The sequence below is a fragment of the Paenibacillus vulneris genome, assembly GCF_039543185.1.
GTDB lineage: Bacteria > Bacillota > Bacilli > Paenibacillales > NBRC-103111 > Paenibacillus_S > Paenibacillus_S vulneris.
In genome coordinates this window covers 362609-378122 of the sequence record NZ_BAABJG010000027.1, presented here as the reverse complement: position 1 = coordinate 378122, position 15514 = coordinate 362609, and the positions used below count along the sequence as shown (strand labels likewise).

Annotated in this window: 12 protein-coding genes; 4 read left to right on the top strand and 8 right to left on the bottom strand. The window is 46.9% G+C overall.

Annotated elements, in window-relative coordinates:
• Nucleotides 1–6 precede the first annotated feature (6 nt).
• Nucleotides 7–1830, bottom strand: coding sequence for a GTP-binding protein (locus tag ABEA66_RS24615; RefSeq protein ID WP_345591664.1), 1824 nt, complete (start codon nt 1828–1830; stop codon nt 7–9).
• Entirely contained in the window at nt 1718–2653 is a 936-nt protein-coding gene (gene cysD / locus ABEA66_RS24610; protein ID WP_079908769.1) for a sulfate adenylyltransferase subunit CysD, read from the bottom strand. Before cysD ends, ABEA66_RS24615 begins: the two co-directional genes overlap by 113 nt.
• A gap of 460 nt (nt 2654–3113) precedes the next feature.
• Between cysD and ABEA66_RS24605 the strand changes: the two genes are divergently transcribed.
• Nucleotides 3114–4028, top strand: coding sequence for a helix-turn-helix transcriptional regulator (locus ABEA66_RS24605; RefSeq protein ID WP_345591661.1), 915 nt, complete (start codon nt 3114–3116; stop codon nt 4026–4028).
• Nucleotides 4029–4146: 118 nt separating this feature from the next.
• Here the strand turns inward: ABEA66_RS24605 and ABEA66_RS24600 are convergent, their stop codons facing one another.
• From ABEA66_RS24600 to ABEA66_RS24585, 4 genes are all read right to left on the bottom strand, one after another.
• Entirely contained in the window at nt 4147–6087 is a 1941-nt protein-coding gene (locus ABEA66_RS24600) for a glycoside hydrolase family 127 protein (protein WP_345591659.1), read from the bottom strand.
• Nucleotides 6088–6143: 56 nt separating this feature from the next.
• Entirely contained in the window at nt 6144–6995 is an 852-nt protein-coding gene (locus ABEA66_RS24595; RefSeq protein WP_345591656.1) for a carbohydrate ABC transporter permease, read from the bottom strand.
• A gap of 5 nt (nt 6996–7000) precedes the next feature.
• Entirely contained in the window at nt 7001–7924 is a 924-nt protein-coding gene (locus tag ABEA66_RS24590; protein ID WP_345591653.1) for a carbohydrate ABC transporter permease, read from the bottom strand.
• A gap of 77 nt (nt 7925–8001) precedes the next feature.
• Nucleotides 8002–9306, bottom strand: coding sequence for an ABC transporter substrate-binding protein (locus ABEA66_RS24585; RefSeq protein WP_377741456.1), 1305 nt, complete (start codon nt 9304–9306; stop codon nt 8002–8004).
• Between the two features lie 317 nt (nt 9307–9623).
• Here ABEA66_RS24585 and ABEA66_RS24580 point away from each other — a divergent pair, with 317 nt between their 5' ends.
• From ABEA66_RS24580 to ABEA66_RS24570, 3 genes are all read left to right on the top strand, one after another.
• On the top strand, nt 9624–10139 hold the full coding sequence (locus ABEA66_RS24580) for a PadR family transcriptional regulator (protein ID WP_345591648.1): 516 nt from the start codon (nt 9624–9626) through the stop codon (nt 10137–10139).
• Between the two features lie 598 nt (nt 10140–10737).
• On the top strand, nt 10738–11934 hold the full coding sequence (gene ltrA, locus ABEA66_RS24575; protein WP_345591646.1) for a group II intron reverse transcriptase/maturase: 1197 nt from the start codon (nt 10738–10740) through the stop codon (nt 11932–11934).
• Nucleotides 11935–12242: 308 nt separating this feature from the next.
• Nucleotides 12243–12608, top strand: a complete 366-nt coding sequence (locus tag ABEA66_RS24570) for an HsmA family protein (protein WP_345591728.1) — start codon at nt 12243–12245, stop codon at nt 12606–12608.
• 219 nt (nt 12609–12827) lie between these two features.
• On the opposite strand, the gene fumC is transcribed toward ABEA66_RS24570, so the two are convergent.
• Both fumC and ABEA66_RS24560 read right to left on the bottom strand, forming a co-directional pair.
• Nucleotides 12828–14216, bottom strand: coding sequence for a class II fumarate hydratase (gene fumC, locus ABEA66_RS24565; RefSeq protein ID WP_345591643.1), 1389 nt, complete (start codon nt 14214–14216; stop codon nt 12828–12830).
• A gap of 153 nt (nt 14217–14369) precedes the next feature.
• Entirely contained in the window at nt 14370–15509 is a 1140-nt protein-coding gene (locus ABEA66_RS24560; RefSeq protein ID WP_345591641.1) for a M20 family metallopeptidase, read from the bottom strand.
• Nucleotides 15510–15514: the final 5 nt, after the last annotated feature.

Below are 15514 nucleotides of genomic sequence, written 5' to 3'. Positions count from 1 at the left end.
GCGCTGCTAATTGATTAAGTATTTCATCATTTGTTTCGCTACAACATTCGCAGCTTCTTCGATTGAATACTTGCTTGTATCGATTTCAATTACCGGGTTCCCGGTGGCATCATTTGTGCTCGAGCTTCCTGCAAGCGGTTCGTTTACATATACTTCTATATAATCTTTTCCAAGGATGTCCCGCGCAATTTCCCGGTCGTTGTCGTATGGGGAATCAATCGATACCAATGCAATAAGTCCTGCATCATTCATCCACTTTGCGACTTCCACCATTCGCCGCGCTGATTCTCCCTGGCCATTCTCAAGTAACATGGTATGGTAGCCTGCCGATACCAACCGTTTTTCTACTTCCTTCGCAAGGGGTGATTTATCCGAAACCGAACCGGTGAACCAGAGGGTTAATGGTTTCTGTCCTTTTTGTTGTGCACGAACCTCTCTGGTGATTTCCGTATCTAACTTGACCAATCTATCGGAGCTTTGAAGGGCTTGATCAATAACGCCGCAAGCGGATGTCATATTGGTTACGCGATCGATCAGAATAAATCCGCCAATGCTTTTGTACTGCTCAAAGGAATCAAACACAATGTTATCCGATAAGGAAAACTCGCATTTTGCCAGTTCATTTTTGACAATACGATCTGCCGGAACTGTATTTCCAGTATTAACATCGATTTTATGCAGAATTGCTGTCAAGGTGCCTGGCAGGACTTTCGTTCCTACTTTGACCAAATAATTTTTACCTGGTGTCAGTACGGAATCATCCATCCAAAGAATTGTGGCACTGAAACTATCAGCCTCTTTTATATGACTGTCTTTGGTGAACACACAGCCCCGCGAAACGTCGACCTCGCGATCCAATTGAATGGTTACAGGTTGTCCAGCATAGGCTGAGTCTCTGTCCTGGTCTGTCACTAGGATGCGTTTGACTTTCGCCTTTTCGCGGCTAGGTAAAGTCGTCAGCTCATCGCCTACCGCGATGCTGCCTGCCTCAATCTGGCCTTGGAAACCGCGAAACGTGTGGTCTGGCCGGCATACACGCTGAATTGGCATCATAAAGTGTTTCGCTTCATCCGTGTTATGAACATCCACATTTTCTAAGTACGACAATAAAGGAAGGCCTTCATACCAAGGTGTATTTTGCGATTTTTTTGTAATATTATCCCCTTCTGTAGCAGAAACAGGGATCACTTGTATGCTTTGAAGTTGGAATTCTGCGGTCATTTGGAGGAAATCTTCTTTGATATCATTAAATTTCTTTTGATCAAAATCCACTAAATCTATTTTATTCACAGCTAATACCAGATGCTTAATTCCCATGAGTGAACAAATCCGTGCATGGCGTTTGGTTTGGGTAATGACCCCTTTTGTTGCGTCCACAAGAATGACTGCGAGATCGGCAAAGGATGCGCCTACTGCCATATTACGTGTATATTCTTCATGTCCCGGTGTATCCGCTACAATGAAGGAACGATGATCTGTCGTAAAATACCGATAGGCCACATCAATCGTTATCCCTTGTTCGCGCTCTGCCAGTAACCCATCAAGAAGCAGGGAATAGTCAATTTTTCCACCGCGACTGCCAAGCCTGCTGTCCAGCTCTAATGCTCTTTCTTGATCGGCGAACAAGAGCTTAGCATCATAAAGCATATGTCCAATTAAAGTGGACTTTCCGTCATCTACACTTCCGCATGTAATAAATTTAAGTAGACTTTTCATTTTAGAAATAGCCCTCCCGTTTCCGTCTTTCCATACTTCCAGCCGCTTCTTGGTCAATAACCCGAGTTGTCCGTTCGGATGAAACTGCACCAAGTGTTTCTTCGATGATGGCATCTAGCGTATCCGCCTCAGACTCGGCTCCGCCAGTAAGAGGATAGCAGCCTAATGTGCGAAACCGCATCTTCTTCATTTCAATTTTTTCATGGGGTTCGAGTTTCAATCGGTCATCGTCGACCATGATGAGATGTCCATCACGCTGGAGGACAGGTCTTTCTTTTGCAAAATAGAGAGGCACAATATCAATGTTTTCTCTGCGAATGTATTGCCATATATCTTTTTCCGTCCAGTTGGATATTGGGAAGACGCGGATGCTTTCGCCTTTATTAATTCTTGTGTTGAACAGCTTCCACATTTCCGGCCGCTGGTTTTTCGGATCCCATGCATGGTTCTTATTCCGGAACGAAAAAATCCGCTCCTTCGCACGCGACTTTTCCTCGTCACGTCTTCCACCGCCGAACGCAGCCGTAAATCCGTACTTGTCCAATCCCTGTTTTAATGCTTGGGTTTTCATAATGTCGGTATACGCGGAACCATGATCAAATGGGTTGATCCCTTGATTAATACCTTCCTGATTCGAATGAACAATCATTTCGATCCCAAATTCTTTAGCTTTGCGATCGCGGAATTCGATCATTTCTTTAAATTTCCACGTTGTATCAATATGCATGAAAGGAAATGGCGGTTTCTCGGGGTAAAAAGCTTTCAGCGCCAAATGCAGCATCACGGAACTATCCTTCCCGATCGAATACAGCATCACGGGATTCTCACATTCCGCCGCTACTTCTCGTATAATATAAATCGCTTCAGCTTCGAGCTGATCCAAATGCGTCATTTCTTGCGTGGAATCAAGTTGATCCAGCTGCGTCAGTTTTTGCATGGAAAGGAGCCTCCTATTAATCCCTACTAAGTTTATAGTATTTGTTTATATTCTATCAGATTCTTACTTTTATGCAAAGTGGTAGAATCTAAAATTCTCAGTAATTCTATTATTTTGCGTCGAATACTATAGTATTTTTTTGGAAAATAACGCTCCTTTAACACAATAATCACTGTGTGTGACGGTAAAACCTGCTGCGTTGCGCTCAAACAGAAGCGGTTCTTTATGCTGCGGGAGTCGAGCCCCTGTTTATTTATCCATGCGAAAATGAAGTCCAAAACCCTAATTCAGTAAAACAAAGAGTAAACTTCATTTAAGAATGATAAAAAGCAGTTCCACAAAATGAATCTGCAGGATCAGTTATACTTTATTGCTGAACCGATGCTTTATTTTGGAAAGCGAATCAAGTATGATATTCGTAACAGCTGCTGTCCAAATATTTATTCTTTGAGGGATGTCTATGAAGCCGCAAATATTACATTTCATTGCCCCTCCGATCCCTTATTTTCTGGATTTCGGAAGCGCTTTCTACAAAAAGGGAGAACGGCATATTAGCAGAACTAACATCGGAGCCTTCGATTTAATCGTAGTTAAGAAAGGATCTCTTTTCATAGGAGAGGACACGCATACTTGGCAGATCCAACAACACGATGCCCTTATTCTTAGACCGGACTTGCACCACTACGGGAGCGCCCCTTGCGAGCATGAAACGGAGATTATTTGGATTCATTTTTATACGCATGGTGCCTGGGAAGAATATGAGGATATGAACGCATGTCTGGAAAATCAAGCTTCCCTCATAGAGAACCATAAGCAGAGCGCTTTTTTGAATCATGCCGAAGTGAACTCGATCTTTATCCCGAAATATGTAAAGTTAACGCAGAAGGCGCTAGGCAGCATCGATTATTTTTTTCAGCTGGAGCATGAATCGCGTTCGATCCGCAACTGGAGAAAGCAAAACGCTTTCCAGTTGTTTATGCAGCATATTAGCCGGGAATTGATCGCAACGACCGATATGACGGCTTTCCATTTGGCCGAAAAGGTCGAACTATTCATCCGTCAAAACTACACTCAAAAAATTTCCAATGCCATGCTGCAGGAGCATTTGAACTATCATCCCAACTACTTGGCCAAATGCATGCTGAAAGTGTTCGGTATGACACCGAATGATTATTTGCTTCAATATCGCATCGAGCAAGCCAAGAAGCTATTAATTCAAACAAACTGGTCGATGGCAAGGATCGCAGAAGAAAGCGGATTCCAGCATGCCTCCTATTTTTCCTCCTGCTTTTCGAATAAAGAAGGTATCTCTCCGCTAAACTTCCGCAAAAATTTCACCGGCCAACCTGTGCCGGGGCGCCCTATGCACGACTAAACGACCCTTACGATAAAAAAACTCCCCTGTTCTGAAGGGAGTTTTTATCTTTCAACTTTGACACTAGGTGCTTGAAATTTCCCGGGCGGCATCTAAGGCTCATCTTAAGCAGGGACACTTAGCCTTCCTTCACCCAGACACGCATCTCCCCTGCTCCGCGGTTGCCCCAAGCATAATACGGGATGAAGGTGGATTGAACAGGGTGCAGCTTCCACTGCGCATCGTTGAAATACAAATACTCCTCTTCTAACGGGACCTCGACGCGCTTTGCCGGGGCCATAATTTTATACACCCCTCCAAGCAAATTCGAATCGTACTCTACTTTGCAAGTATTATCTCCCTGCAGCTGAAATAAGTGAAGCTCCTTCCCGTTATCTGCTTCTTCTACGCAATAGATGAACGGTCCCCGCTGAAGAGCGATTTGTCCGGCCGTTTGCCGGATGAGCGGATGCCCTTTTACCCTCCGGACCGTCATGTCGAACTGCAAGTCGATTGTATCTCCGTTTTGCCAATCTCTTGTAATGAATCCATAGCCGTCCCTTATCATGTCAGGTTCATAACGTACACCGTTTACCCGATAATCCATCCGGTTAGACCATTCCGGCAGTCTTAATGCCAGGGTAAAAGCAGCGGACGCCTTCTCTGTCTGCACCCGGAACCGGACACAGCCATCTGTAGTGTAGTCGGAGCTTTGGACGACGGTTACGTGCTGTTCCCCAAGAACGACGTTGGCCTCGCTTCCAATATAGAGATGAGTATATAAAATCGTATCCCTCTGAGAATAAACATAATGATTTAATGATGCAATCAATCTGGCAATATTCGGAGGGCAGCAGGAACAGCCGAACCAAGGCTGCCGCTGTAATTTGACATGGGCATACTTTGGGTTAATCTGAATAGCTTTGGGATACACTTCGAGCGGATTGACATAGAAGAAGTGCTTGCCGTCTCTGGCCATCCCGCTTAGGACCGCATTGTATAAGGCCCGTTCGAGCACATCGGCATACTCGCTTCTAGGCTCCAAATCCAGCATTCGCTTCGCAAAAAAGATAAGACCGATGGAAGCGCACGTCTCCCCATAGATCGTATCGTTCGGCAGATCGTAATCTATCGTAAAAGACTCCCCATAAGCCATGGCGCCGATAGCCCCGGTAATATACATCTGCTTCCTGACCATATTGGACCACAGCTTGCGGCACGCTTCAATCAAGCCTTCATCTTGTGTGACTGCCGCAACATGGGCCATCCCTGTGCACATATATACGGCACGAACGGCATGACCTACGGCCGTATCCTGCTGGCGGACGGGCAGGTGCGCCTGACTGTATTTCAAATCGTGGACGATATCCAGCTCGGGAAAATGTACCTTCTTCCCCCGCTTCACAAATTCCTGACCATAGAAGCCGGGCTGCTTCCCGCGTTCGTCAAGGAAAAACTGGCTAAGACGCAAATACCGCATTTCCCCTGTCGCTTCATACAGTTTCATAAGGGCAAGCTCAATTTCCTGATGTCCGTCATAACCTTGCAGCTTCCCAGGCTCGCTTCCGAATACCGTATCTATGTAATCCGCGTACCGGCAGCATATATCCAGCAGCTTGCGCTTGCCTGTACTTTGGTAATACGCAACACCCGCTTCAAACAAATGGCCCGCACAGTAAAGCTCATGGCACTCCGCCAGATTCGTCCAGCGGCCGTCCGGTTCCTTCAATGTAAAATACGTATTCAAATAGCCATCAGGCCGCTGCGCTTTCTCAAGCAGCTCGATGACATCATCCGCTACCTGCTCCAATTCCATGTCAGGCTCTGCCTGTAACATAAACCCGACAGCCTCAAGCCATTTGTATACATCGCTGTCCTGAAAGACCATGCCGCCGAATTCCCCGTGCTCTTCACCCGCGGCGATCCGGAAATTCCGTATGGCGTGACTTGGTTCGGCACCCTTAATCGAATCGTTCAATGCATCCCATTGGTAGGGTAGCACGATGTTTTTGACAAGCTGAATATAGGGGGACCAGAAAGGGTCTGCGATTCGTACGTGTAATGAATTCGAACTGGTCACGATTATCGGCTCTTGGTTCGTCATGTGCAAGCACCACTCTCATCTTCTTATTTTCTCTATCCCTTAACCCCGCCAACGGTAAGCCCCTCAATAAAGAAGCGCTGGAAGAACACAAATAATATGAATATCGGCACAATAGACAGCACGGCTCCGGCAATTAATACATCATAGTTATCGCTGAGTGGAGACAGGAACGTAGCCAGCCCAATAGGCAAAGTAAACTGATCGGTCGTACGCAAAACAATGATCGGCCACAAGAAATTGTTCCAGCTAGCCAGCGCCTGCAGAATTGCCATGGAGGCATAGGCAGGTACCAATAGTGGCATCATAATCCGAAAAAATACGCCGCCTTCGGAACAGCCGTCCATCCGCGCAGCATCCATGAACTCTTTGGGCAGACTTAAAGCAAACTGGCGGAAGAAAAATATCGGCAGCGGAGCAACCGCAAAAGGTAAAATAATACCCCAGATCGTGTTGATCAGCCGGAGCGCAATCATTTCCTTGTATAAAGGAAGAATAATGATTTCCACTGGAACCATCATGGTTAGCAGCACAAGGGAAAAGACCAAATTTCTGCCGACGAACTTATACATGGCTAAACCGTATCCAACCAGAGAAGATAGCAGCAGACTGATGACAGTGAACAAGACAGTAATGACGATACTGTTCTTATACCAAGTAAAATAATGGCGTGCTGCGCCCTTAGCCTCGAAAATCGCCTGATAGTTTTTGAAGCTCATCAACGAGAAATCCCACCGGACATTCAGCCCATAGCGGAAAAATTCGGTCGCCGGCTTCATGGAACCGAGCAGCAGTGCGTAGAGCGGGAACAGTGCCATGATGGATAAAATAACAAACAGGAGCACGAGAATTACTTTGGGCACGGTCCGGGTCCGTTTCGCTTCCATACCGGTCATTCCTCCTTCCGAAACAAGCCAAAGCAGAGTAGTTGAATCAGATTGATGAGCATGGTAATAATCAACAGGGCTATCCCAATCGCAGCGCCGTAACCGAGATTAAAGTACTGAAACCCTTGCTGGTAAATATATCCGACAATAGTGAGTCCGATATTTTGGGGTGAAGGCTTCCCGGCCCACAACATATAGCTCTCGGTAAACATCGCGAATCCGCCATAAATGCTGATCGTTAGAACGTAAATGGTGATCGGTTTTAGCATGGGAACGGTAATACGAAAAAACTTTGCACCTATCCCCGCCCCGTCGATCTCGGCAGACTCATACAAATCCCGCGGTATGCTTTGCAGTGCGGATAAATAGTAGAGAATATTAATGCCCATCCATCGCCAGGAAGCCAAGACGACCATAGCGAGCATGGCCGAATGCTGATGCAGCAGCCATTTTTGGCTGGGTAGTCCGAATACATGCAGCACGGAGTTCATCAACGATCCATCCAGCTCGCCAAAGATAAGCCGGAAAATAGCCCCGGCCACGACAACCGAAGTCAATGCAGGGATGAACAAAGCCGAACGGAAGACGTTGCGTCCCGGCAGCCACTTCGAGTTCAGAAACACTGCGAGCACCATGGGAATCGGAATTAGTACAAGAATAGTCCAAAAGGTATAGCTGACGTTGTTAAGGATCGCTTTGAAAAAATCGGGATTCCACAGCTTGATGTAATTATCGAAGCCGATAAAAGTCTCTTCCCCTGACTCTATATGCTGGAAGCTCATGATGAAAGAGCTGACTATCGGGTACGCGAAAAAAAGCAAAAAAGATAGGATAAATGGCGATATAAACAAGTACGGTGCCCAACGAACCGTTTTCGTTCTCTTCTTGCGGACCGCATGCACCTTGGCTATTTCATTTTCACTGAGCATGTTTCAACCCCTTCACCCGCATCCATCCTGTACGCTGGCATAGACTCAATTAGCTATGCCAGCGACAGGCATACCGACTATTTTTTTCTTAGTTCGTCCCCTACGGCTTTTAATACCTGAGCTGGATCTTTCTTTTCCAGGAAAATCTGCGGCATCGCTTTATTGCGAATGGCGTCAAATACCAGCGGCTCATTATCGGTGATGTTAACTGGCACGATCTCATTTTTCACTTTCAATAACGTATCGAATATATCGTTGCCGAAGTAGTCCGTGAATTTGTTCGATTGTTTCATTGCCGGGTCCGTCCAGGCTGCCGTGACGATAGGATCGAATCCAAGCTGCTTCCAAATTTGAATCCCGCTTTCCTTAGTCAGCTTAGAATAGCTAAGGAATTTTTTGGCCAATTCCACATGCTTGGATTGATCGGTAATGGAGGTCGCTGTGCCTCCCATGCCTGCGGATCGATTCCCGCCCGGCTCCCATGCGGGCATCGGACGAATGATCATTTTCCCTTTCAAATCCGGCATTTTATCGGTAAAACGTCCCATGAACCAGAACGGCATAAATACCGATGCAGCACCGCCTCTGTTCATATAGCCAAAATATTCTTCTGTATCATGACCGGCGCCAGGCGCTACTGCCGCTACCTTCTCATTAACAAGCTTTTGAAAAAATTGCATCGTCTTAATATTAACCTCATTATCGATCGTCACGTAGCCCTGTGCGTCGACTTGATCCGATTTCTGCTGCGAAATCGCCGGCCACCAGGACCAGTTTCCATTTCCCTCAAAAGTAATGATCGGCTTGCCTGTTTTTTCAAGAACCTGTTTGCCCGCTGCTTCCAAATCACTCCATAGCTTGATAGTGTCCGGATTCACACCGGCCTTATCTAAAATCTCTTTATTGTAATAAATCACGGTAGCCCCTACATGATAATCGACTCCGTAAAATTTGCCGTTCTTGCTGTAAATATCAACGCGTGATTTCACAATGTCAGGTAATGCCGGAGTCACGATATCGTCGAGCGGCACCAGATTCGTTTGTCCCCGAACAAAATTCGGAAATTTGCTTTGCTCGATATCGACCAGATCGGGCGCCCCCGTCTTGGTCTGCAGAGCAATGAGCAGCTTGGAATGCATATCGTCATACGGGATGGTCGTCGCTTCCAATTGAATCTGCTCATCCGGGTGCGATTGGTTCCAGCTCTGCGCCATACTCTCCCAATATTTCTGATGCAGGTCGACGAATGTCCAGAACGTTAGCTTCGTTGGCGCTCCCGGTTTTGCAGTGTTGTCGGGCTTGCTGGTACAAGCGCTTAGCACAGCCGAAGTAGCTAAGGCAAAGGCCAACGCAATAAACAGAGTTCTTTTCAAAGTTCTCATCCCCCATTATGTTGTATTGATGAAAGCGCTACAAATGAATTATAGCTAAATATGGAAATCTTGACGACAAAGGATCTCAACCAATTTTTTAAAAATATCAACCTTGTGAAAACCACCATAACGTCGAATACAAGCTGCCGGCGGGTAAAAAAAGCGGCCCATCGAGGTCAGTATGAACCTGCATGAGCAGCTTTCGTCGTCCTATTAAGGTATTATAAATATTTCATAATGGTGGAATATTCCATGAAACTTTATTAAATAATGAAATTGCTGTAATATATAATAAAACAAATTGGATAGAGCAGAAGGGGAAGTCTATGGATGAAAGAACGCTGCTGCTGCTTGGAATATTGAAGTCTCAAAGTCTGCATGGTTATCAAATTAATGAATTTATCGATAAAAATTTGAGCCGGATTACCTCCATGAAAAAAGCTACAGCTTACTCCATTTTGGACAAGCTGAACACCGCAGGCTTTATCAGCGTACGCGAGGACCAGGAAGGAAATCGCCCGCCAAGAAAAGTATACTCCATTACTCCTGCCGGAGAAGAGGAATTTTACTTGCTACTTCGTGGGAACCTGTCCGAGCAGGATACTACTTCTTTCAAAGGCGATATTGGACTTATGTTTATGGACCATCTGTCCAAGGAAGAAGCGATCGATTGTCTCATGTTACGTTTGAATGGTTTGACTGAACAGATCGAAGAATTGCAGCAAACACCTAAACATAATTTCTCAAAAGGGATTGATTTATCTATCGAACATCATCTTGTATGCAAACAGGCTGAGAGGGATTGGTTGAAATCTGTAATTGAAAAATTAAAAAATGAATAATTTTCGATCGGTACAATTATTTTTATAGGGCTTTGCGCAGCAGCGCAGAGCCCTTTTTATAGTGCGCCCGGCATGGGCGATAACTTGGCGGTGAAAGTCCGCTACAGGCTTGGCAGTAGGAACTGTTAGCCAAGGGCAAGGGTGTCGACTGCGAAGTCGAATCTGAAGGAAGCCGGAGGCAAACCCTCGGTCTGACGAACAGAAATCACATATAAGGCATGGTGAGACGGACGAGCTTGCTGTACAAAGCAAAGTCCAATACTGCCCGAATCTCATCATGTAAATGTGGCAGATGGATGAGGGGAAGGTTATCGCTCTTACCCGGGGAGGTCTCACAGACGTCGAGTAGACTATTCGAAAAGATGGAGTAAAGCTAGCTGTGAGAAGTCAGCAGAGGCCATACTACCGGGAATTTTTTTTTCGGGAAGGGCCGAACAATCGTAAGTCTCGAGTACATGTAGGAAGGAGAACCGGTACGATGAAAGCAGAATACCGAAAGGGCTGCCCGCAAAGGGTTAGTGTGGAACACGAAGAGTATGCAGGAGCGCGGAGTATCGGAGCTCGGGAAAGCAGGGAAAAGGACGGTGCAATAGACCTATTGGAGAGGATACTGGGCAGGGACAACCTAAACAGAGCCTACAAGCGGGTCAAAAGCAATCACGGAGCGCCGGGAATCGACGGAATGACTGTCGAGGCGGCACTGCCGTGGCTGCGGGAACATGGAGATGATCTCTTACAAAGCATCCGGGAAGGAAGCTACAAGCCAAGCCCGGTGCGGCGTAAAGAAATCCTCAAGCCAGATGGAAGCGGAGTGCGGAAGCTCGGCATTCCCACCGTAGTGGATCGCGTAATCCAACAAGCGATCGCCCAGCAGCTGCAGCCGCTTTACGAACCGATATTCGCGGAGGGCAGCTACGGCTACCGCCCAGGACGGAGCGCGCAGCAAGCAATTCGAAAAGTGAAGGCCTATGCGGAGCAGGGATACAGCTACGCTGTCGAAATCGACCTCTCGAAGTACTTCGATACATTGAACCATGAACGGCTGCTGAACCTTCTACGACGACAAGTCCAAGACAAACGGGTAATCGATCTGATTAAGAAGTTCCTAAAGAGCGGAGTCATGGAAAACGGAGTGCGACGCGAAACAGAAGAGGGCTCGCCACAAGGCGGCCCATTATCGCCGCTATTGGCCAACATCTATCTGAACGAATTTGATCAGGAGATGAGAAACCGAGGCGTAGTGGTCATACGCTATGCGGATGACATCGTAGTGCTGGCCCGAAGCAAGCGGGCAGCAACACGGCTTCTGGAATCCTGTCGGGCGTACTTAGAGAATAAGTTGAGACTCAAACTAAATACGCAGAAGAGTAAAGTCGTCAGCGTAGTGGCACGGAAGCATTTCAAATTCCTTGGTTTTGCCCTGGGAAAGGACGGAAAAGGCGTGTACATCCGGTCCCATCCGCAATCCCTCGCCAAAGCGAAGAAGAAGCTGAAAGAACTGACGAGCCGGAGTCAAGGCAGGAATGTTCGACAAGTCATGGAGGATGTAAAGGTCTATATTCGCGGCTGGATCGGCCACTTCTACGTAGCTGACATGAAACGAATTCTACTGAGGTGGAATGAATGGCTAAGAGGCGATTTCGCATGTACATCTGGAAACAATGGAAGAAGCCGAAAACCAAGGTGCAGAACCTTCGAAAATTGGGAGTACCGGAGAAACAGGCTTACCAGTGGGGGAATACGCGCCTGGGCTACTGGCGGGTTGCCGGAAGTCCAGTGCTGTCCTGTTCCATAACAAACGAAAAACTCGCACGAGCAGGGTATTATGACTTCCCTGCACAATACGAGCGATTGCGTCAATTGCACTTAAGCGGTTGAACCGCCGTATACCGAACGGTACGTACGGTGGTGTGGAAGGTCGGCTATCCATCTCATGGATAGCCTCCTATCCGATTAGGTCCTAACCTGAATATTTCAAAGTAAATTGGTAAATAGTCACAAACAAAATAGTCAAGATTGACTATTCGAAAATCGGGGTATATAATCAAACGTGTAATAGTCACATTCGACTATTCAACTACAAACTAATCAGGAGGAATTATGTTGCTATTTTTTGCGGTTTTGTTTATAAACTTGGCGTTGGTTGCTTATACTATCGGTGTTTGGGCTGAAAAAATTTCAGGGCGACTGAAACCGAAGCATCTCGCTTTCTTCTTTTCCGGTTTATTGTTTGATGGAATTGGTACTGGTTTTATGGGGCAGCTGAATCCAGACAAAGAGATTAATTTGCATGGTATTACCGGCATGGTCGCCCTATTATTGATGCTAATTCATGCAATATGGGCAGCAATTGTATTATGGAGGAAGAAGGAAAAGCAAATTGGTCAATTCCATACATTTAGCTTGGTGGTTTGGGGGTTGTGGTTAGTACCTTACTTGATTGGAGTTGGATTAAGTATTTTTAAGTAAGCCATGATGCTTAAAGCGGTTGCCTTCGAATGCCACATGGCCTTCATCAACCTGATTGCCGAGATATCGCTAAATATAAGCCGAGTCGGAGCTTAAATTGCTCCTGAACTCGGCATTTTTTCGTACCTTTACACTTATGACGGTATATAACACGCTTTTTTGCCATCCTGAGGCACTCGATGACCATCGAACAGAGCATCCCTTAATCTCTTCCTCCGATTACTTCTGCGGGCTCACCATATGCTCCGGGCGGACGAATTGGTCAAACTGTTCCGCAGACAAAAATCCGCTTTGAATCGCCGCTTCCTTCAAGGTAAGATGCTCCTTGTGAGCCAACTTGGCGATAATAGCCGCTTTCTCGTACCCGATATGAGGATTTAATGCAGTGACGAGCATTAACGACTCCTGCAGGTAACGGTTAATCACTTCCCGGTTCGGCTCAATACCTACTGCACAATGATCGTTGAACGACACCATAACGTCCGCTAGCAGGCAGGTTGATTGCAGAAAGTTATGGATCAGCACCGGCTTGAACACATTCAACTCGAAATTGCCCTGGCTTGCCGCGAAGCCTATCACCGCATCGTTACCCATGACCTGGCAGGCAACCATCGTCATGGCCTCGCTCTGGGTCGGATTCACTTTACCAGGCATGATGGAGCTTCCAGGCTCGTTTTCGGGAATCACCAGCTCTCCAATGCCGCACCGCGGCCCGCTCGCGAGCCATCGAACGTCATTAGCGATTTTCATCAAATCAGCCGCCAATGCTTTCAACGCTCCATGTACGATCACAAGCTGGTCATGGCTTGTCAAAGCATGGAACTTGTTAGCTGCAGATAAGAACGTTATGCCGGTATCCTTGCTGATCGCCTCGGCTGCCTTGTCGCAGAATTTCGGGTGGGCGTTCAAGCCTGTACCGACTGCCGTGCCGCCGATCGCGAGCTCCTTCATCGTATCCACGCTGCTTATGATCATCTGCTCCGTCTTCTCCAGCATAGCCCACCATCCGCTGATTTCCTGCCCCAAGGTTAACGGAGTTGCATCCTGGAGATGGGTGCGGCCAATTTTGATGATGTCGGCGAACTGCTCCATTTTGGAGCGCATAGTTCCCTTCAGCTTCGCAAGCGCCGGTAGCAAATGATTCTCTACAGCAAGAACTCCCGCGATATGCATTGCCGTTGGAAACGCGTCGTTAGAGCTTTGTGAACGGTTTACGTCGTCGTTCGGGTGCACCTTTTTATCGATTCCCTGGCCTTCAAGAAGCTGATTGGCGCGATGTGCAATCACTTCATTCACATTCATATTGGACTGCGTGCCGCTACCGGTCTGCCATACGACCAGCGGAAATTCATCGTCCCATTGTCCCGCTAATATTTCCTCGGCAGCAGCCTGGATAGCCACTGCTTTGTCCGGATCCAGCTTACCCAGATCCTTGTTGGCCTGTGCAGCTGATTTTTTCAGTATGGCAAAAGCCCTGATAATCTCCATCGGCATCCGCTCCGAACCGATTCTGAAATTTTCGATGCTGCGCTGGGTTTGCGCTCCCCACAGCCTGTCGGCCGGCACTTGAATTTCGCCCATTGTATCATACTCTATTCTGTATTTCATAAGTACAGCATCTCCTTTTCTGCCTGATATTTTACCGAATACCACCTTTGAACAACATCGGGTTGGCTGCATCCGTAGGAACTTAGGATCAGGTCGTTTCGCTTGACTCAAAGAAGGCGGGGCACTCCCTACTTGGCCTGATAAGGAAATGGTTTATTCACGACTTAATCGTTTCACTATATTAGCGAGCAGCCTTGTTTTTGGCACCAAGCTTTCGATAACCAAAAATTCGTCCGCAGTATGCGCATTTCCACCACGTGGACCTAACGCATCAATTGTTGCAATCCCTACGGCCGCAGTCAGATTACCATCCGACCCTGAACCTATTTTCTTATCGGTTAACGACTCTCCCAATTGTATCGCTTCTTCTTGAACGATACTCAATAAATGCTCGGAATTCGCACTTTTGATCATCGGTAGTCTTGTAATACCGCCTTGCAAGACTGATGTTGTTCCTTCAATCATTGTAGTCGAGCAAATGCGTTTGATTTTGCGCTCCAGCTCCATAGCCTGTTCCGGTGTCTCCATTCGTACATCAATCGAAGCCTTGGCATGTGCAGCAATCGTGTTGCTGGTTGTTCCCCCGCTAATCACCCCGACATTGACATGTACGCCCGCATTTGGATCGGTCAATGCATGAAGTTGAACAATTTTATACGCGAGTTCACCAATTGCGCTTCGTCCTTTTTCCGGTTCCTCTCCGGAATGCGCCGCCTTCCCAGTTACAAGCAATTCAAATTTACCACCACCGCGCCTACCGGTTATAAGCTTCCCTGTCATATCGCTCGGTTCAACGATCAAAGCATACTTAACGCCTGCCGCCTCCCGCTCAATCAGATTCCTTGAATAAATCGAACCGTGCTCTTCGTCCGAATTCAGAATAATTTTGATCTGCTTGAAACTCTCGTCCCCTGCTTCGATCAAAGATTGTATCGCAAACAGCATCATGACCAAGCTGGCCTTCATGTCATATACACCGGGTCCGTAAGCAAAAAATTCATCACATGAAAAAGGCCGGCTTTGCGTTGTACCTACAGGAAATACGGTGTCCAAATGTCCAATCATCAAGATATTTGGATGTTGCGCCTCGGGATGAACGATGATCAAATGATCACCTCGTTCCGACTGCCGGTCGACACTAACTTGAAATCCCAGAGCCTGATATGCAGAAGCCAGCACATTCCCTACCCGATCCACACCCGCTTTATAAAACGTCCCGCTATCGATATTAACAAGCTTCTCCAGCAGCTTGAGCATATCCGCTTCCTTAGCTTCCCAACATTTTGTTGGCATCGCGC